The 19,021-nt window shown below is 65.4% G+C and carries 21 protein-coding genes; 9 read left to right on the forward strand and 12 right to left on the reverse strand.

Features of this window, described 5'->3' with window-relative positions:
• Positions 1-32 precede the first annotated feature (32 nt).
• The 3 genes from V6U71_RS12455 to V6U71_RS12465 all read left to right on the forward strand — a co-directional run bounded on the left by V6U71_RS12455 (position 33) and on the right by V6U71_RS12465 (position 1,607).
• Positions 33-581: a TspO/MBR family protein gene (locus V6U71_RS12455; RefSeq protein WP_411338768.1), complete on the forward strand. Its 549-nt coding sequence runs from the start codon at positions 33-35 to the stop codon at positions 579-581.
• A gap of 37 nt (positions 582-618) precedes the next feature.
• Positions 619-963: an accessory factor UbiK family protein gene (locus V6U71_RS12460; RefSeq protein WP_411338769.1), complete on the forward strand. Its 345-nt coding sequence runs from the start codon at positions 619-621 to the stop codon at positions 961-963.
• 137 nt (positions 964-1,100) lie between these two features.
• Positions 1,101-1,607 carry a YbjN domain-containing protein gene (locus V6U71_RS12465; RefSeq protein WP_054587356.1) on the forward strand — a complete coding sequence of 169 codons (507 nt, stop codon included), beginning with the start codon at positions 1,101-1,103 and terminating at the stop codon, positions 1,605-1,607.
• A 96-nt stretch (positions 1,608-1,703) separates the two neighbouring features.
• Here the strand turns inward: V6U71_RS12465 and V6U71_RS12470 are convergent, their stop codons facing one another.
• The 6 genes from V6U71_RS12470 to V6U71_RS12495 form a co-directional block, all read right to left on the reverse strand.
• Complete coding sequence (locus tag V6U71_RS12470) at positions 1,704-2,663, reverse strand: right-handed parallel beta-helix repeat-containing protein (protein WP_411338770.1); 960 nt, start codon at positions 2,661-2,663, stop codon at positions 1,704-1,706.
• A gap of 93 nt (positions 2,664-2,756) precedes the next feature.
• Complete coding sequence (gene metH, locus V6U71_RS12475) at positions 2,757-5,375, reverse strand: methionine synthase (protein WP_411338771.1); 2,619 nt, start codon at positions 5,373-5,375, stop codon at positions 2,757-2,759.
• A 22-nt stretch (positions 5,376-5,397) separates the two neighbouring features.
• Complete coding sequence (locus V6U71_RS12480) at positions 5,398-5,922, reverse strand: GNAT family N-acetyltransferase (RefSeq protein WP_411338772.1); 525 nt, start codon at positions 5,920-5,922, stop codon at positions 5,398-5,400.
• 4 nt (positions 5,923-5,926) lie between these two features.
• Positions 5,927-6,976 (reverse strand): homocysteine S-methyltransferase family protein, encoded by a 1,050-nt coding sequence (locus V6U71_RS12485; RefSeq protein ID WP_411338773.1) that lies wholly within the window; start codon positions 6,974-6,976, stop codon positions 5,927-5,929.
• Positions 6,973-7,911 (reverse strand): methylenetetrahydrofolate reductase, encoded by a 939-nt coding sequence (gene metF, locus V6U71_RS12490; RefSeq protein ID WP_411338774.1) that lies wholly within the window; start codon positions 7,909-7,911, stop codon positions 6,973-6,975. The genes V6U71_RS12485 and metF overlap by 4 nt, the downstream gene beginning before the upstream one ends.
• Positions 7,908-8,900, reverse strand: coding sequence for an ArsR/SmtB family transcription factor (locus V6U71_RS12495; protein WP_411338775.1), 993 nt, complete (start codon positions 8,898-8,900; stop codon positions 7,908-7,910). The genes metF and V6U71_RS12495 overlap by 4 nt, the downstream gene beginning before the upstream one ends.
• A gap of 236 nt (positions 8,901-9,136) precedes the next feature.
• Between V6U71_RS12495 and V6U71_RS12500 the strand changes: the two genes are divergently transcribed.
• The 4 genes from V6U71_RS12500 (at position 9,137) to V6U71_RS12515 (ending at position 11,104) form a co-directional block, all read left to right on the forward strand.
• A complete protein-coding gene (locus V6U71_RS12500) occupies positions 9,137-9,463 on the forward strand; it encodes a hypothetical protein (protein WP_054587349.1) in 327 nt (108 codons plus the stop codon).
• 184 nt (positions 9,464-9,647) lie between these two features.
• Positions 9,648-9,977: an entericidin EcnAB gene (locus V6U71_RS12505; protein WP_411338776.1), complete on the forward strand. Its 330-nt coding sequence runs from the start codon at positions 9,648-9,650 to the stop codon at positions 9,975-9,977.
• 85 nt (positions 9,978-10,062) lie between these two features.
• Positions 10,063-10,266, forward strand: a complete 204-nt coding sequence (locus tag V6U71_RS12510; RefSeq protein WP_411338777.1) for a hypothetical protein — start codon at positions 10,063-10,065, stop codon at positions 10,264-10,266.
• 145 nt (positions 10,267-10,411) lie between these two features.
• A complete protein-coding gene (locus tag V6U71_RS12515) occupies positions 10,412-11,104 on the forward strand; it encodes a DJ-1/PfpI family protein (RefSeq protein WP_411338778.1) in 693 nt (230 codons plus the stop codon).
• Here the strand turns inward: V6U71_RS12515 and V6U71_RS12520 are convergent.
• From V6U71_RS12520 to V6U71_RS12545, 6 genes are all read right to left on the reverse strand, one after another.
• Positions 11,101-11,847 (reverse strand): glutaminyl-peptide cyclotransferase, encoded by a 747-nt coding sequence (locus V6U71_RS12520; protein WP_411338779.1) that lies wholly within the window; start codon positions 11,845-11,847, stop codon positions 11,101-11,103. The genes V6U71_RS12515 and V6U71_RS12520 overlap by 4 nt on opposite strands.
• Positions 11,848-12,055: 208 nt before the next feature.
• Positions 12,056-13,699 carry a chaperonin GroEL gene (gene groL, locus V6U71_RS12525; protein WP_411338780.1) on the reverse strand — a complete coding sequence of 548 codons (1,644 nt, stop codon included), beginning with the start codon at positions 13,697-13,699 and terminating at the stop codon, positions 12,056-12,058.
• A gap of 63 nt (positions 13,700-13,762) precedes the next feature.
• Positions 13,763-14,053: a co-chaperone GroES gene (gene groES, locus V6U71_RS12530; protein WP_054587343.1), complete on the reverse strand. Its 291-nt coding sequence runs from the start codon at positions 14,051-14,053 to the stop codon at positions 13,763-13,765.
• 121 nt (positions 14,054-14,174) lie between these two features.
• Complete coding sequence (locus V6U71_RS12535; RefSeq protein WP_411338781.1) at positions 14,175-15,572, reverse strand: MATE family efflux transporter; 1,398 nt, start codon at positions 15,570-15,572, stop codon at positions 14,175-14,177.
• Between the two features lie 102 nt (positions 15,573-15,674).
• Positions 15,675-16,808, reverse strand: a complete 1,134-nt coding sequence (locus V6U71_RS12540; RefSeq protein WP_411338783.1) for a TIR domain-containing protein — start codon at positions 16,806-16,808, stop codon at positions 15,675-15,677.
• Between the two features lie 25 nt (positions 16,809-16,833).
• A complete protein-coding gene (locus V6U71_RS12545; RefSeq protein ID WP_411342351.1) occupies positions 16,834-17,406 on the reverse strand; it encodes a Pycsar system effector family protein in 573 nt (190 codons plus the stop codon).
• Positions 17,407-17,560: 154 nt separating this feature from the next.
• Here V6U71_RS12545 and V6U71_RS12550 point away from each other — a divergent pair, with 154 nt between their 5' ends.
• Complete coding sequence (locus tag V6U71_RS12550; protein ID WP_411338784.1) at positions 17,561-17,797, forward strand: acyl carrier protein; 237 nt, start codon at positions 17,561-17,563, stop codon at positions 17,795-17,797.
• Between the two features lie 7 nt (positions 17,798-17,804).
• Positions 17,805-19,007, forward strand: a complete 1,203-nt coding sequence (gene spt, locus V6U71_RS12555) for a serine palmitoyltransferase (protein WP_411338785.1) — start codon at positions 17,805-17,807, stop codon at positions 19,005-19,007.
• The last annotated feature ends 14 nt before the right edge of the window (positions 19,008-19,021 follow it).

Raw genomic sequence — 19,021 nt, forward strand, 5'->3', positions numbered from 1 at the left:
TTGGGAATCAAGATATTGGTGGGGTCGCGTCGATGAGTGAAATCGCCACTGCGGGGCAACTGCGCCTGTCCTATCTGCGCTGGGCGCTCGTCACCGTACCCGCGATCGTGCTGATCGGCAGCCTGTCGGGCGTGCTCTCGAACAGCGGTTACGGCAACCGCTGGTTCGACGCCCTCGACCTGCCGCCGATCACCCCCGCGGGCTGGGTATTCGCGACCGTCTGGCCAATCCTCTATATCTGCCTTGGCCTGTCGCTGGCGATGGTGCTGCACGCGCGCGGCGCGAAAGGGCGCGGCTTCGCGCTGCTCCTCTTCTTCGTCCAACTCGTCGCCAACTTCGCCTGGTCGCCGCTGTTCTTCGGCGCGCATCAGGTGACCACCGCGCTGTACCTGATCATCTTCATCCTGATGGTGACGATCGCGACCGCTTTCGCCTTCGCCCCGATCCGCAAGGCGGCGGCATGGCTGCTCGTCCCCTATATGGGGTGGCTGTGCTTTGCCGCGATCCTCAATTTCCAGATTGACCAGCGCAATCCCGACGCCGAAACCCTTGTCCCGCACGCCGCGAGCACCCAGATATAGGCCGGCAAGGGGCACTCCCCCGACGAAGGAATTTGAAATGCAGAGCGAAAACCGCTTTTTCGACGATCTCGCCAAGATGGTGAACGGCATCGCCGGAACCGTCGCCGGCGCCGGCCGCGAGGCCGAGTCCGCGATGCGCGAGCGCGCGAAGGAATTTGTCGGCCGCATGGACTTCGTCAGCCGCGAGGAATTCGAGGCGGTGAAGGAAATGGCCGCAAAAGCCCGCGCCGAAGCCGAAGCGCTGAAGGCCCGGCTCGACAAGCTCGAAGGCGCGGCAAAGCCCGCGGCAGCGCCGAAAGCCGCCGCGAAGCCCGCTGCCGCTCCGAAAGCGGCGAAGCCGGCCGCCAAACCGGCGGCGCGCAAGCCAGCCCAAAAAAAATGATCGTCACCCCGGCGAAGGCCGGGGTCTCGACCTAGCATCCGGACGCCCCGTTGAGATCCCGGCCTTCGCCGGGATGACGATCGATGGGTTGGTTTGCGGACTCGCGTGCGACCGCAAGAACGTCTAGGACAATGGTCATGAGCGACGATATTTACGACGATGACGACGGCCAGGAAGCGGCACCGATGGAGATGCTGGCATCCTATTTCGCCGCGCACGACTGGCCGCACGAAATGGTCGGCGAGGACGAGATCGTCGCGACGGCGCAGGGTAGCTGGACCGCCTATGAGCTGCGCGCAGTGTGGCGCGCCGACGACGGCGTCATCCAGTTGCTTGCCTTCCCCGACATCCGCGTCGTCGAGGACAAGCGTGCCGTCGCGCACGAGGCGCTCGCGATGATCAACGAGCAGCTATGGCTCGGCCATTTCGAACTGTGGTCGAACAGCGGCACCATCCTGTTCCGCCACGGCATGCTCGTCGGCAGCGACGCCGCGCTGCCGCTCGACCTCACCGAAACGCTGATCGAAAGCGCGATCGACGAGTGCGAGCGCTTCTATCCGGTGTTCCAGTTCGTGCTGTGGGGCGGCAAGACCCCGGCCGAAGCGCTCGCTGCATCGCTGATCGAAACGCGCGGCGAGGCTTAAGCCCCTCGTACCCCCGCAAAGGCGGGAGTCCAGAGCGGTCCGCAACGGGGATAGCGTGAGGACGCTCTGGGTCCCCGCCTTCGCGGGGACACAAATTTAGCGCTTCTCGAACTTCGTCAGCCCGGCGCCCAATTCGTTGGGCCCGATCGCCAGCGCTTCGCCGCTCCAGTCGGCGACGAACACGGTCTTGCCCGACAGTTCGGCCGGCACGCTGGCGCGGTTGCCGGTGATCGACAGGCCGCGCGACGGGTTCTTGCGTTCCTCGGCCGCGACCGCGATCAGCGCCGAATGATTTTCCTTGTCGCGGCCCTGGATGATCAGGTTGTTCGCGATCCGCCCGGTCGAGCCCGACGGCAGGTCGATCGCATAATTGGTCGCTTTGCCCTGGGTATCGTCGAAGCTGTTGTCGCTGATGTCGACCTGCACGCCGCGCGTTTTCAGATAATGGCCGCCGCTGCCCTTCTCGAAACGCGAACGGGTGACGGTGACGCGGCCATAGACGCCGGTATAGACGCTGTGCGCGCAGCTCAGACCCCGGTCGCAGCGGCCAAGACGCGAGAAGGTCGAACGGTCGATGGTCAGCGCCGCCCCTTCATCGTCGCCAGTCAAAATGCCCTCTTCGCTGTTGCGGAACAGGCTGTTGACGATGTCGAGGTTGCTCTTCTCCAGCCGGATGCCCGCGCCGTTGCCGTCGGGCACGCGGATATTCTGGAACACGATGCCGTCGACCTTCGCGCCGTCGCCGCGCAGCACCAGCGCCGCCTTGTCCTCGCAGGCCACGCCGTCGAAGATCGCCCGGCCGGGTTCTACAGCGACAAAGGCGATGCGGCCTTCGGTCTGCACCGCACAATCGCGGTGATAGCCGGGCGCGATGCGGATCGTGCCGCCACCCTCGCCGATCGCGTCGACCGCGTCCTGCAGCCGCCCGAAGGCGCGGCCCGATTCGGCCACCACATAGGGGCCGCTGCCCGCCTGCGCCGGCAGCGGCGCGGGGGCGAAAAGCAACGGAAGGGCGAGCAGCGGCAGCAACGGCCGGCGGAAAAGAGACTGTGCCATGAAGGGCTTATAGCCGATCCGGCGCCCCCAGTCGTGTCCAAGGCTGGTTAACCGCGCGGCCGTCCCTTTTTCGGACAGCCGCGCGCGGCAAAGTTAATCGAGGTTGGGGCGCAGCCAGCGCGTCGCGGTTTCGATATCGACCCCGCGCCGCTGGGCATAATCCTCGAGCTGGTCGCTGCCGATCCGCGCCACCCCGAAATACTGGCTTTCGGGATGCCCGAAATAAAAGCCGCTGACCGCCGCAGTCGGCAGCATGGCAAAGCTTTCGGTCAACACGAGCCCGGCATTGTCGCCCGCCGCGAGCAGATCGAACAGGATCGGCTTCAGGCTGTGGTCGGGGCACGCTGGATAGCCGGGAGCCGGCCGGATACCGCGATATTCCTCCTTGATCAGCGCCTCGTTGGTGAGCTGCTCGCCCGGCGCATAGCCCCACAGCGTCGTGCGGACATGCTGGTGCAGCCGCTCCGCGAACGCCTCGGCGAAACGGTCGGCGAGCGCCTTCAGCAAGATGTCCGAATAATCGTCCTTGTCGGCGCGGAAGCGCTCCGAATGGGGTTCGATACCGTGGATGCCGACGGCGAAGCCGCCCATCCAATCGCCCGCCGGGTCGATGAAATCGGCAAGGCACATGTTCGCCCGGTCGCGGCTCTTCTTGATCTGCTGGCGCAGGAAGGGCAGCGTCACATGCCGCTCCTCCTCGGCAAGATGGATCGTCACGCTGTCGCCGTCGCGCGCGCACGGCCAGAAGGCGCAGACGCCTCGCGCGGTCAGCCATTTCTCGGCGATCAGCTTGTCGAGCATCGCATCGGCATCTGCCTTCAAGGCCTGCGCCGTTTCGCCGACGACATCGTCGTCGAGGATCGACGGGTATGTCCCGTGCAATTCCCATGCGCGAAAAAAGGGCGTCCAGTCGAAGCATTCGCGCAGGTCTTCGAGCGACCAGTCGTCGAAGCGGTGCAGCCCCGGCTGCAGCGGCGGCGCGGGCTTGTCACTGAGGTAAGCGTCGTAAAAATTGGCACGCGCCTCCTCGAGGGTGTGGAGAACGCTCTGTCCCTTGCCCGCGCGCACGTCGCGGATATGCTCATAATCCTGCTTATAGCCGCCAACGAAGGCGTCGAACCCGGTATCGCTGACGAGCGCCGTCGCGACCCCGACCGCGCGGCTCGCGTCGAGGACATGGAGCACCGGCCCCTTATACGCCGGATCGATACGCAGCGCGGTATGGACCTTCGACGTCGTCGCGCCGCCGATCAGCAACGGCATCGTCATCCCAGCGCGCTGCATCTCCTCGGCCACCGTCACCATCTCGTCGAGCGACGGCGTGATGAGGCCCGACAGCCCGATCATGTCGGCGTCATTCTCGTTCGCCGCCTCGAGGATCTTGCTCCACGGCACCATGACGCCGAGGTCGACGATCTCGAAGCCGTTGCACTGGAGCACCACGCCAACGATATTCTTGCCGATGTCGTGCACGTCGCCCTTGACGGTCGCCATCACGACCTTGCCCTTGCCCTTCGCGCCCGGTTCCTTCGACGCCTCGATGAAGGGGAGCAGGTGCGCGACCGCTTTCTTCATCACGCGCGCCGATTTCACCACCTGCGGCAGGAACATCTTGCCCGATCCGAACAGGTCGCCAACGACGTTCATCCCGTCCATCAGCGGACCTTCGATCACCTCGATGGGGCGCGGCATCAACAGGCGCATTTCCTCGGTATCGTCGACGACATAGGCGTCGATACCCTTGACCAGCGCATGTTCGAGGCGCTTCGCGACCTCCCAGCCGCGCCATTCCTCGGCCGCCTTTTCCTGCGCCGGGTTGCTGCCCTTATAGCGTTCGGCGAGCGCGATCAGGCGTTCGGTGGGGCTTTCGGCTTCGCCCTCGACCTTGCGGTTGAGCACAACATCCTCGACCGCCTGCCGCAGTTCGGGATCGATCGTGTCATAAACGTCGAGCTGCCCCGCGTTGACGATCGCCATGTCGAGCCCGGCGGGGATCGCATAATAGAGGAAGACGCTGTGCATCGCGCGGCGCACGACCTCATTGCCACGAAAACCGAAGCTGAGGTTCGACAATCCGCCCGAAAAATGGACATGCGGACAGCGGACGCGGATTTCCTTCACCGCCTCGATGAAGTCGACCGCATAATTGTCATGCTCTTCGAGCCCCGTCGCGACCGCGAACACATTGGGATCGAAGATGATGTCCTCGGGTGGAAAACCGATGCCCATGAGCAATTTATAGGCGCGCTCGCAAATCTCGATCTTGCGCGCCTTGGTGTCGGCCTGTCCGACCTCGTCGAACGCCATCACCACGACTGCGGCGCCATAGGCCATGCACTTGCGCGCATGCGCAAGGAACGGCTCCTCGCCTTCCTTCATGCTGATCGAATTGACGATCGGCTTGCCCGGCACGCATTTGAGGCCCGCTTCGATGACGTCCCATTTCGAACTGTCGATCATCACCGGCACCCGCGCGATGTCGGGCTCGGCGGCAATGAGCTTCAGAAAGGTCGTCATCGCATATTCGGCGTCGAGCAGACCCTCGTCCATGTTGACGTCGATAACTTGCGCGCCGTTCTCGACCTGCTGGCGCGCAACCTCGACCGCCGCAGTATAGTCGTCGGCGAGAATCAGCTTCTTGAAGGCGGCCGATCCGGTGACGTTGGTGCGCTCACCGATATTGACGAAGCTGGAAGACGCGGCGGTGGTCATCGGATTATCCTGAGCATGAGCATTAGGCGGCGAGCGGGCGGGCAAGCACGAGATCGTCGTAGAGCTTGCCGCCGACATTGAACCGGCGGGTGCCGAGGTCGGCGAACCCCTGTTTGCGATAAAAGGCGAGCGCCCGTTCGTTCTGCGCATAGACGCCAAGCAACAGACGGCGATGGCCGCGAGCGGCTTCCAGCGCCTGCTTCATCAACGCCGCGCCAAGGCCGGTGCCATGAAAGCGCGACAGCGAATAGATGCGCTTCAATTCGATATCGCCGTCGCGCGCGGCCGCGAGGTCGGGCTTGCCGACGAGCACGAATCCGACGGGTGCCCCGCCGGGCTGCGCTTCGGCAAGCCACGCCCGGGCGCCGTCGGCCAGAGCGGCGCGATAGGCCGCTTCGCAATGCTGCGCGGCGCAATGACCGACGATCGCATCGCCGTCGAGGATGCCAGCAAAGGTCTCGAGAAAGGTCGCCGCGCCGATCAGCGCGAGCGCCGGCGCGTCATCCGCTCCGGCCTCCCGGATCGTCCATGTCGGAATGTCCGTCATCGGTTCAGGCAGCCATGGTGAAGGGCTCAAGCCCCGCGAGCCGCGTCCGCACCGGAACTTCGGGGACCGGCCGCGGTGCCAGCCCCTCGATCGCCTTGGCCATCGCGGCGATATGCGCCGGGGTCGACCCGCAGCAACCGCCGAGGATATTGACCTGACCGTTTTCGGCCCATTCACCGACCAGCTCCGCGGTCGTCTCCGGCAGCTCGTCATATTCGCCGAGTTCGTTGGGCAGGCCGGCGTTGGGATAGACCATCACCAGCGAATCGGCGAGGTCGGACAAGACCTTCACATGCGGGCGAAGCTGCGATGCGCCGAACGAGCAGTTGAGCCCGATCGTCAGCGGCTTCGCATGGCGCACCCCATACCAGAAGGCCTCGACCGTGTGCCCCGACAGGTTGCGGCCGCTGAGGTCGGTCAGCGTCATCGAGATCATCAGCGGCAATTCGCGCCCGACCTTCGCCTCGGCCTCGAGTGTCGCGGCGATCCCCGCCTTGGCATTGAGCGTGTCAAAGATCGTCTCGATGAGGATGAAGTCGGCGCCGCCCTCGGCCAGCGCAACGACCTGGTCGAGATAGACGTCCTTCAGCTCGTCGAAATCGATCTCGCGATAGCCCGGGTTGTTGACGTCGGGCGACAGCGACAAGGTCTTGTTCGTCGGCCCGACCGCGCCTGCGACAAAGCGGCGGCGGCCGTCGAGCGCTTCGTATTTCACCGCCGTCTCGCGGCCCAGCCGGGCGCTTTCGATATTGATGTCGGCGACCAGATGCTCGGCGCCATAATCAGCCTGGCTGATCCGGTTGGCGCTGAAGGTATTGGTCGAAACGATGTCCGATCCCGCCGCCAGATAGGCCTCGCCGATCGCCGTCACGATATCGGGCCGCGTCAGCGCAAGGATGTCGTTATTGCCCTTCTGGTCGTGCGACAGGCCGAGGTTGCCGGCATAATCGGCCTCGGCGAGCTTCCTAAGCTGGATCTGCGTGCCCCAGCCGCCGTCGGTGAGCAGGATGCGTTCTTTCGCCGCCGCTTGCAGCGCCTCACGTGCACTTATCATGCCGCCTGATCCTTTGCCGTCGCCACCGGCCGCAATCCCAGCAAATGACAGATCGCATAGCTGAGTTCGGCCCGGTTGAGCGTGTAGAAGTGGAAATCGCGCACCCCGCCAGCATAGAGGCGGCGGCACATTTCGGCTGCGATCGTCGCCGCGACGAGCTGACGCGCCGCCGGATGGTCGTCGAGTCCGTCGAACAGCGACACCATCCATGCGGGGATTGCGGTGCCGCACATGTCGGCCATGCGGCGCGTCTGTGATACGTTCGACACCGGCAGGATGCCGGGGATGATCGGCGCTGTGATCCCCGCCGCTGCGGCCGTGTCGCGAAACCGCAGGAAGCTGTCGGGCGAGAAGAAGAATTGCGTGATCGCCCGCGTCGCACCCGCGTCGAGCTTGCGCTTCAGATTGTCGAGGTCGGACTGCGCGCAGTCGGCGTCGGGATGGACCTCGGGATAGGCGGCGACCGAAATGTCGAACGGTGCAACGGCCTTCAGCCCCGCGACCAGCTCGATCGCATTGGCATAACCTTGCGCGTGCGGGCGATAGGGGCCGCCCGACGGCACGTCACCGCGGAGTGCGACGATGTGCCGCACCCCGGCTTCCCAATAGGCCTCGGCCACCGCGTCGATCTCGGCGCGCGAAGCCTCGACGCAGGTCAGGTGCGCGGCGGGCGGCACGCTGCTCGTCGCGGCGATCCGCGCGACCGTCGCGTGCGTGCGTTCGCGTGTCGAACCCCCGGCCCCGTATGTCACCGACACGAAGCGCGGCGCGAGCGGCTCGAGCGCATGGAAGGTGTCCCACAACTGAGCTTCCATCTTTTCGGTCTTGGGCGGGAAAAATTCGAAGCTGACGCCGATATCGCCATCGAGATTGGCGAACAGCGGCGAAGCCGCGGCGCGGCGGGCCTCCGCGAGCGAGTCGAGGTTCGATGTCATGCCGCAAGCCTTTTACGCTGACCGTCGCTGCCTTGGGCGACGGGGGATTGATCTTCGTCGCTGCGCCGCCGGCCAAGCCACAGCTTGACCGCAAGTTCGCCGCCTTCGAGCGTCTGCGAGGTTTCGAGCCCCATGCCCGCCGACGCGAACCAGCCGCGGATCTGGGCATCGGAGAAGCCGAGGCGGGCATGCGCCGCAAGCGTGCGCATCTCCTCATCCTCGTGCGGCGCGAAATCGACGATCAGCAGGTGCCCGCCGCCGCGCAGCACGCGGCCCGCCTCGGCGATCACGCGGTCGGGTTCGTGCGCGAAATGCAGCGCCTGATGAATGACCACGCTGTCGACACTCGCATCCGCCACGGGGAGGCTCAGGAAATCGCCCTGCACCAGATCGATCGGCACCGGCTGGCCGGCCAGCTTGGCGCGCGCAATGCGGAGCATTTCGGGGCTGCGGTCGAGCGCGGTGATGCGGCGCGCGGTCGGCGCGAAAATCTCCGCCATCCGGCCGGTCCCGGTCCCGATATCGAGCAGGTGGCCGAGCCGGCGGTTGTGCATGATCGCGAGGATCGCCGCCTCGACCTCACTCTCGGCGACATGGCGCGACCGGATTGCATCCCATTCGGCGGCATGTTCGGCAAAATAACGCTCGGCGGCGGCGGCCCGCTCGGTCCGGACGGCAACGAGGCGGCGGGCGTCATGCGCGATCACCAGCGCCTCACGCGGCGAAAAGGGCCATTTATCTGCGCGCGCGATCGTTTCGCCCACAGGTCCGTCCTGCGCAAGGCGTAGGAAGACCCAGCTCCCCTCGCGGCGGCGTTCGACCACCCCCGCGTCGACGAGGATACGGACGTGCCGCGACACGCGCGGCTGGCTCTGGTCGAGCACGACCGCAAGCTCGCCGATCGCCAGCTCCATCTCGCGCAGCAGCGCAAGGATGCGCAGGCGCGTCGGATCGGCAAGGGCACGAAAAATGTCGAGCAGCTCAGTCACAAACACACATATAAAGCTTTCTTTATATCTGGTCAATCGTTGACGAAGCCTTGTTTCCCGCCGCTTGCGACACCGCACCCCACTCCATCCATCGATTTGCGCCCATGATCACACAAAAGGCCGTTGCGCCCATTTTGGCGAGATTGTAGCTCTTTGGGCGATTGGCAATTTGCCGGGTCGAAAGGTTCGTGTCCGAAATGCCGGTCGATCAATTCAATCGAGAGGGGTATTCCCAAATGAAGAAATCGATCACTCTGTCGCTCGTTCTCGCGGCCTCGATGGGCCTCGCCGCTTGTGGTGAAAAGGCTGCCGAAGCCCCCGCCACGACCGACGAATCGGCGGCAACCGTCGAAGGCGCCGCTGACGGCGCGATGGAAGCAGCCGAAGGCGCTGCCGACGCGAGCGCCGCTGCCGGCGACGCCGCTGCTGCTGCCGGTGCTGCTGGCGACGCCGCTGCTGCTGGCGACGCTGCGACCGCGACCGACAAGGCCGCCGAAGCTGCCGGCGCTGCCAAGGAAGCGACCGACGCTGCCAAGGCTGCGACCGAAGAAGCCAAGAAGTAAGCTTCTTTCGGGCCATTCGGCCAGAATAAGGAGGGGGGTTGCCGACTTGGTCGGCGGCCCCTTTTCTTTTGGCCGTGCGGCCGGAAGCATGGGCATGCAGGATAGTTGCCAAGCCCCGAATCCACAGCTAATTCTTCACGACCGTGCCCGGTTTCGGTCACTCGGATGTTCGAAAGGAAATTTCATGCGCAAAATCATCATCGCCTCGATGGCCGCTGCGGCCTTCAGCCTCGCCGCCTGCTCGGAAAAGGCGCAGGAAGAAACGTCGGAAGCTGGCGCCGCCGTCGCTGATGATGCCGCTGCTGCCGGCGATGCCGTCGCCGAAGGCGCTGCCGATGCCGCCGACGCCACCGCCGCTGCTGCGGGCGAAGCTGCCGATGCGACCGCCGCTGCCGCCAAGGACGCCGGCAACGCCGTCGAAGGCACCGTGAACGCCGCCGGCGACGCCGCCGCGAAGGCCGGCGACAAGATCGCCGACGAAACGAAGAAGGCGGAAGCCAACGACAAGCAGTAATCGGGGCTTGCGCGCCAAGCGCGCGCAATCCGGAACGGGGGGCTCCATTCGACACGGATGGGGCCCCTTTTCGTGGGAGATTAGGATGCCGAGGGTTGATCTTGCCCTGTGCGCCGCAGCGACGATCCTGACGGCAGGATGCAGCCGCACCGACAATGAACCCGGCCCCGGCGGGGTGACGGTCAGCGAAGCGAAGGCGCTCGACGATGCCGCCGAGATGCTCGAAAGCCGCGACAGCGTCCCTGCCCCCGACCCGGCAAAGGAAGAGAAGGCCAAGGCGAACGAATAATCGCCTTTCGTTCGGCCGGGCGTAAAGCTAGGCTGCGCGCGTCCCGCAACTGGCGCTGATGATGGAGTCCCATCGGGGAGCGGGATTGGTCGAGAACCAGCGAGCCGCGCGCCTGGGTGATCCGCTGCCACCAAGGACCATCCGCATGACCGAACCCACGCCCGCCGCTCCCGCATCGACCCAGATCGTCTTCCTGCTCTTTCCCGGCATCACCCAGCTCGACTTCACCGCACCCGCGCAGGCACTCAGCCGCATGCCCGGCGCGACCTTGGCCGGCGCTGCGGCCACCACCGCGCCGATCGCCACCGACAGCGGCTTTTCCATCGTGCCGACACATGATTTCGCGAGCTGCCCGCAGGCGGACATTCTCTGCATCCCCGGCGGACATGGCGTCGCCGAGGCCTTGGGCGATGCCGCGACGATCGATTTTATCGCGCGGCAAGCCGCCGGCGCCCGCTGGATAACCAGCGTCTGCACGGGTGCCTTCCTGCTCGGGCGCGCCGGGCTGCTCGCGGGCAAGCGTGCGACAACCCATTGGGGCTATACCCATCTCCTGCCGCTGGTCGGCGCAGAGCCCGTCGCCGCTCGCGTCATCGAGGACGGGAATATCATCACCAGCGGCGGAGTGACTTCCGGGCTCGACTTTGCGCTTACACTGATCGCCCGGCTGCAGGGCGACGCGGTCGCGCAGGCGATCCAGCTTGCCATCGAATATGACCCCGCCCCACCCTTCGTCGGCGGCCACCCCGACCGTACCCCTGCGGCGGTCACGGCCGGACTGAAGGCGCGCGTCTACGACGCCGCGGCGGCGCGAATGGAGGCAGCGCTCAAGGCCTAACGACAGTCGGCGAGCGCGATCTCGTAGAGTTTGGGCCAATATTTCCCGGTCACGAACAGGCGCTTCTTCTTCGCGTCCCACGCGATGCCGTTGAGCACGCTGTCGTCGCCCGAAGCGCCTGCATCGGCCTTGAGCCCCGACAGGTCGACGAGCGAGACGACATCACCACTTTCCGGGTCGATCCGGACGATGAAGTCGGTCATCCAGATATTGGCCCAGACCTGTCCCTCGATCGCCTCGAGCTCGTTGATCATGCTGATCGGCCGGCCGCCGAAGCGCACGGTGACGCGCTTTTTCTCGGTCATCGTTTCGGGATCGAGAAAGCGCAGTTCGGAGGTCCCGTCGCTCAGCACGAGCTGGTCGCCAACCGTCGTCAGCCCCCAGCCCTCGCCGGCATAGGTGAAATTGCCCCGCGGCTTCAGATTCTTGATCGACCAGCGATGGCCGACGCCATTCTGCCAGGTCACGCCGATGATCTGGTCCTTCCACCGCGCAATCCCTTCGCCGAACTGGTCGGCGGGCAAGCTGGTCTGGGCGAGTGCCTTGCCGGTATCGAGATCGAGCCGGGCGACGCGCGACTTCCCATATTGGCCCGTGCCCTCGTAAAGATGGCCGTCGTCCCAGAACAAGCCCTGCGTGAAGCTGGCCGTGTCGTGTGGATAGCTCCGGACGATACGATAACCGCAGCGCTCGACCGGCGCGGGGTCCGCGGCGGCGGCGGTAAGGGCGAAGAGCAGGATCATCCTGCATAGCTATGCCGGGCGGAATGAACTGGCAATGTCCCACTTTCGTCACCCCGGACTTGATCCGGGGTCCCGCTCGGCGACGCTGGAAAGCGGGACCCCGGATCAAGTCCGGGGTGACGGGAACGTAAAAGCACAATGGAAAAGGGCCGGAGCATCGCTGCTCCGGCCCTTGTTTCTGTCGGCGAGTGGCCGAACGGCGCGGACTTTAGAAGTCCATGCCGCCCATGCCGCCCATGCCGCCGCCGCCCATGGGCATGGCGGGCTTGTCGTCGGGCAGCTCGCTCACCGCCGCTTCGGTGGTGATGAGCAGACCGGCAACCGAGGCCGAATCCTGCAGCGCGGTACGCACGACCTTGGTCGGGTCGATCACGCCGGCAGCCACCAGATTTTCATACACGTCGGTCGACGCGTTGAAGCCGAAGTTGGTGTCGTTCTGGTCGAACAGCTTGCCCGCGACGACACCGCCGTCGAAGCCGGCGTTCTCGGCGATCTGACGGACCGGAGCCTGCAGCGCGCGACGGATGATGTCGATGCCGCGGGTCTGGTCTTCGTTGACGCCGGTCATGCCGTCGAGCGCCTTAGTCGCATAGAGAAGCGCGGTACCGCCGCCGGGGACGATGCCTTCCTCGACCGCAGCGCGGGTCGCGTGCAGCGCGTCGTCGACGCGGTCCTTGCGTTCCTTCACTTCGACTTCCGAAGCGCCGCCGACCTTGATCACGGCAACACCGCCGGCGAGCTTCGCCAGACGTTCCTGCAGCTTTTCGCGGTCGTAATCCGACGTCGTGGTTTCGATCTGCGCACGGATCTGTTCGACGCGGCCCTTGATCGTGTCGGCTTCACCCGCACCGTCGACGATGGTGGTGTTGTCCTTGTCGATGGTGACGCGCTTGGCCTGGCCGAGCATGTTCAGCGTGACCGACTCGAGCTTGATGCCCAGGTCTTCGCTGATCATTTCGCCGGCGGTCAGGATCGCAATGTCCTGCAGCATCGCCTTGCGGCGATCGCCGAAGCCCGGCGCCTTGACGGCGGCGACCTTGAGGCCGCCGCGCAGGCGGTTCACGACGAGGGTGGCGAGCGCTTCGCCTTCGATGTCTTCGGCGATGATGAGCAGCGGACGGCCCGACTGCACCACGGCTTCGAGGATCGGCAGCATCGACTGGAGGTTCGACAGCTTCTTCTCGAAGATGAGGATGTACGGATCATTCAGCTCGACGAGCATCTTTTCCGGGTTGGTGATGAAGTAAGGCGAAAGGTAGCCGCGGTCGAACTGCATGCCTTCGACGACGTCGAGTTCGAAATCGAGGCCCTTGGCTTCCTCGACGGTGATCACGCCTTCCTTGCCGACCTTTTCCATCGCTTCGGCGATCTTCTCACCGACTTCGGTGTCGCCGTTGGCCGAGATGATGCCGACCTGCGCGATTTCGGAGGTGCCCGAAACGGGCTTCGACTGTGCCTTCAGCGTCTCGACGACCTTGGTCACCGCGATGTCGATGCCGCGCTTCAGGTCCATCGGGTTCATGCCGGCGGCAACCGACTTCATGCCTTCACGGACGATCGCCTGCGCCAGAACGGTCGCGGTGGTGGTGCCGTCGCCGGCCTTGTCGTTCGCCTTCGATGCGACTTCGCGCAGCATCTGGGCGCCCATATTCTCGAACTTGTCCTTCAGTTCGATTTCCTTGGCGACGGTGACGCCGTCCTTGGTGATGCGGGGGGCGCCGAAGCTCTTGTCGATGACGACGTTGCGGCCCTTGGGGCCCAGCGTGACCTTCACCGCGTCGGCGAGGGTGTCGACGCCGCGCAGGATGCGCTCACGCGCGTCGCGGCTGAATTTTACGTCTTTAGCAGCCATGTGCTTATTCCTTTCAAAGGCGCAGAAAACTGCGCAACTTTACTCGCAAATCGATGAAACCGCTCAGGCGATGACGCCGAGGATGTCCGATTCCTTCATGATCAGCAGCTCCTCGCCGTCGACCTTGACTTCGGTGCCCGACCATTTGCCGAACAGGATGCGGTCGCCCGCCTTGACGTCGAGCGGGGTCACCTTGCCGTCGTCGGCGCGGGCGCCGGTGCCGACCGAGACGACTTCGCCTTCCTGCGGCTTTTCCTTGGCGGTGTCGGGGATGATGATGCCGCCGGCCGTCTTTTCTTCGGCTTCGATACGGCGAACGAGCACGCGGTCGTGCAGCGGTCGGAACTGGGTCATGAAACTCCCTCCAGAAGTGCAAATGATATCGTTTTAGCACTCACATACCGGGAGTGCTAACAGGCGGGCATATGGGTGGGAGTCCAAAGGCCGTCAAGCAGCGGCGGTCAACTTTTTTGCGTCAGGCCGGAAGAAGGCCGAGACGGCTGCGCATCCGCCAGCGCGTCAGCAGCACCGCCGACACGACGATCAGGCCGACCGCCAGCCCGATCCACACCCCGACACCGCGCAGCGGCGTCCAGAAACCGAGGTAGATGGCGGTGCCGTATCCGGCGATCCAGTAACCGCACACCGCGATGATCATCGGGATGCGCGTATCCTGCAGCCCGCGCAGCACCCCCGCCGCGACCGCCTGTGCACCGTCGAAGAGCTGGAACGCCGCCGCGACGACGAGGAACTGCATCGCGAAGCCGACCAGCGCGGCATTGCGCGCCGCGTCGACGTCGACATAGATCGACAGCACGAGCTTCGGGAACAGCCACATGACCAGCGCGGTGAAGGCCATGAAGCCGATGCCGAGCAGCAGCGACGCCTGCCCCGCAAAGCCGATGCCGCGATGGTCGCGCGCGCCATACGCCAGCCCGACGCGGATCGTTGCCGCCTGCGCCACCCCGAACGGGATCTGGAAGGCGAGCGCCGCGACCTGCAGCGCGATCGTGTGTCCGGCCAGTTCGGTCTCGCCGATCCGCCCCATCAGGAAGGCGGCGCCGGTGAACAACCCCGCTTCGGCGAGGATGGTCAAGCTGATCGGCGTGCCGATGCGCAGCATTTCGAAGAAGCGCGACCATTCGGAGCGCCACCAGTTGCCGAACAGGCGGTAACGCCGCAGCCGCCGGTCGGTCTGGATGACGACGACATAGGCGAGCAGCATCAGCGCGCTGGTCATCACGCTCGAAATCGCCGAACCGTGGAGCCCGAGCGCGGGCAGACCGAGATGGCCGAAGACGAGTACCCAGTTGCCGAGCGCGTTGACGCCGAGCGCGAAGAAGGTGATCGCCGTCGCGATCGTCGGCCGGCCGAGCGCCGAGACGAAAATGCGCAGCACGCTCGCCGCGATCATCGGAAACATGCCGAACATCAGGATGAGGAGGAAGCTCGCCGCGCGCGCCGTCAGGTCGGCGGGCTGGCCGGTCGCGCGCATGATCGGGCCGCCCGCTGCGCACACGCCCATGAAGAGCAGCGAAACGAGCGCGCTCAGCCACAGCGCCATGCGCACCGTGCGCCGTACTTCGCGCACGCTGTGCTTGCGCCGGCCGAGTTCCGCCGCGATCAGCGGCGCCGCCGCGCCGACCAGGCCCGTCCCCGTCCAGAGCAAGAGCCCGAAGATCGAAACGCCCAGCGACGAAGCGGCGAGCGCCGTATCGCCCAGCCGGGCGACGAAGATCACGTCGATTGCGTGCACCATCATCTGGAGCAAGTTCGCCGCCGCCAGTGGCAGGGCGAGCGCCCACGTCGCGCGGAATTCGGCACGGAAATTCTGCGGACGATCCGCAGTCAGGGGGTGGGCCTGCTCGAGCATAGCCGGCCCGGATAGGCGCGGGCGCGCGGCGCTTCAATCCCCCGGCAGGGCGCGAAGCGAAATTCCCGTCCATGGTGGCAAATCGGCCACATCGGCCGTCGGTCAGCGCGATGGGTCGAGGTAGATTTCGACGCGGCGATTGGCGATGGCTTCCGCCGGGGTCCCGGCCAGTGGGCGACTGGCGCCGAAACCCCGGGCCCGGATCGCTTTCGGATCGACGCCGCGCGCGCGCAGTTCGTTCGCGACGACATCGGCCATCCGCTGGCTGTCGGCGGGGCTACCTCCGCCGCTTTCGACATGGCCTTCGACGCGAACCGGACCACGGCATTCGCGCCATGCGAGCCAGGTGTTGGCGATCGTCAGATTGCCCACGGGCGGCATGTCGGTGCGCCGGGCAACGAAGGACAGGACAAAGGGATCATCGGGGCGGCAGAAGAGCGGTTTGCCGCCGCCCGCCGCCGCCATCGGGACGACCTCTGCAGGCTCCGGCAGGACGGGAAGGTCCGACGATGCGGTCGCGGCGACGGGCGCCTGCTGCGGCGGTTCGGGGTCGTCACGTCCAAAGGTGAGTGCCGCGACCGCGACGAGCAGCAGGGCACTTCCCCCGAACAGCGGCCAATAGCGTGCCGGCCCGCCGCGAGGGGCTTCCGCCGGCACCGGATCTGCGGGAGCAGCCCGGGCCGGGTCCGGCGGCTCGCGATGCGCCAGTGCCGCCACGCGTTGCCGCGCGGTTTCGACGAGCGGATCGTCCGGATTGGCGGCGATCCAGCCGCGCCACAGCCCCGCATCGGCCGCCTGTTCGCAGCGGACATAATCGCCCAGCCCCGGCCGCCCGACGAGGCGGCCGATCCGCCCCACCACCTGCCGCCAGCCCTCGCTCGATTGCCAATCACCACCCGAAGAAACGTCGCGGCGGTCGAACAGGTCGACCGCCTGCACCGACGCGAATTCCAGCGGCGGCAGGCAATCGTCGAGGCGCGCCGCGACCAGCCGCTCGTTCTGCCGCCCGGTGCGCGCCTCGGCGCGGATCCAGTCGCTGTCGGCGGCGAGCGCCGACCAGAGCACGAGAACGGCTTTCGCCGAGCGCACCTCGCGTTCGATCTCGCGGTCGAAATCGGTGCCGGGCTCGATATGCGCGTCGAACCAGACCGACAGTTTCAGGTTGACGAGCGCGTTGTAGATGGCGACGCAACGGCCGCGCTCCTCGCGCTTATAGCTGATAAAGACGTCGGTCATCGTCCCGGGATAATGCGCGGGACGGCTATTTGCTCCACAGCATCGCCATCTCGACGGCGAAGGCGATGAAGGTCAGCGTCAGCCCGACCACGAACAGGCGATAGGCATAAGCGAGATAGCGATATTTGCGCCGCGCGAGGACGATGCCGTTCTGATAGGTGTCGCGCAGCATCGTCTCGTACAGATCCTCCTCGGTCCGGAGGCGCGCCTTCACCGCCGCGATGAACTCGTCCTCGTCCATCTGCGCGAAGCGGCCGAAGAAGAGGATGTTGCTGTGATCCTTGCCGTCGCGATAGACGACCGGCGGCGCTTTGCCGACGCGCGGCAGCACCGCCGAAATCGCGAACAGCGCCGACAGGAAGGAAAAGGTCGCAAGGATCGCGAGCGGCATCGCCAGCGCCCCTCCCCCCGACCGCGCCTGTCCGATCGCAAGGGTGAAGACGACGAAGGTCGCGCCCATCAGGATCGATGCCTTCTGGTCAGCCATCTGCGACAATTGCATCGTGATCTGCTGGTTGGTGCGGACGAGATGCACGGCGTTCGGCGGGAAGGAAATCGGCGGCGGCGCCGACGATGTCGTTGATTCTGCGCTGTCCATGCTGCCATGCCCCTGCCAGCGACCCTGCCACAGGAATGGCATGAAGTATCGCAAGCGGCAAGATGCTGCCCTGTTCCCGCCGCATTCGCTTGCCAATCGGGCAGCAGCGCGGCATTCCCGCGCGCAATCTTATTTCTTTACGGGACGCACCTGCATGAGCACCGCCCTTCGCGACCAGATTTACGGCCTTATCGCCCCCTTCAACAAAAAGGGCGTCGATCTGACCGATGCGACCACCTTTGCCGGCGACCTCGAATGGGACAGCCTGACGGTGATGGATTTCGTCGCCGAGGTCGAGGACACGTTCGACATCATCATCAGCATGAACATGCAGGCCGAAATCGAAACCGTCGGCCAGCTCGTCGCCGCGGTCGAGAAACTGCAGGGCTGACACCGCGATGACCGATCTTTTCAGCAAGTTCGACCCGCTGATCCAGCAGCGCGAGGCGCTGCTCGCCACCGGCGTCACCGATCCGTTCAGCCTGGTGATGGAAAAGGTCGTGTCGCCGACCGTCGCGATCTGCAACGGGCGCGAGACGATCCTGCTCGGCACCTATAATTATATGGGGATGACCTTCGACGACGACGTCATCGCCGCCGGCAAGGACGCGCTCGACAAATTCGGCAGCGGCACGACCGGCAGCCGCGTCCTCAACGGCACCTATCAGGGGCACAAGGAGTGCGAGGAAGCGCTCAAGGAATTTTACGCCATGGATCATGCCATGGTGTTTTCGACCGGATATCAGGCCAACCTCGGCATCATTTCGACCATCGCGGGCAAGGGCGACTATGTCATCCTCGACATCGACAGCCACGCGTCGATCTATGACGGGTGCAAGATGGGCGACGCCGAAATCGTCGCCTTCCGCCATAACGACGTCGAGGCGCTCGAAAAGCGGCTGAAGCGCCTGCCCCCCGAAGCGGGCAAGCTCGTCGTGCTCGAAGGCGTCTATTCGATGCTCGGCGACGTCGCGCCGCTGAAAGAGATGATCCGCGTTTCCAAGCAAGCCGGCGCGATGGTGCTGGTCGACGAAGCGCATTCGATGGGCTTCATCGGCGCACATGGCCGCGGCGTCGCCGAGGCGCAGGGGGTGATCGACGATGTCGATTTCATCATCGGCACGTTCAGCAAGAGCGTCGGCACCGTCGGCGGCTTCTGCGTCTCCAACCATCCGAAGTTCGAAATCATGCGGCTCGTCTGCCGCCCCTATGTGTTCACCGCCTCGCTGCCGCCGAGCGTCGTCGCGACCGCCGCGACAAGCATCCGCAAGCTGATGCACGGATCGAACAAGCGCGCCCACCTATGGGAAAATTCGAAGACGCTGCACAAGGGCCTGCAGGGTCTGGGCTTCCAGCTCGGCACCGAAGAGCCGCAGTCGGCGATCATCGCGGTGATCATGCCCGACCTCGAAAAGGGCGCCATGATGTGGGAAGCGCTGCTGGAAGAAGGGCTCTACGTCAATCTTGCGCGTCCGCCGGCGACCCCCGCGGGCATGACGCTGCTGCGCTGCTCGCTCTGCGCCGAGCATTCGAGCGAGCAGGTCGGCGAGATCCTTGCCCGCTTCGAGCGCGCAGGCAAACGCGTCGGTATCATCGACTGAAGCCCCCGCACGAC

Origin of the sequence: Sphingopyxis sp. J-6 (assembly GCF_046603995.1) — a bacterium.
In the GTDB taxonomy this organism is placed as follows: Bacteria; Pseudomonadota; Alphaproteobacteria; order Sphingomonadales; family Sphingomonadaceae; genus Sphingopyxis.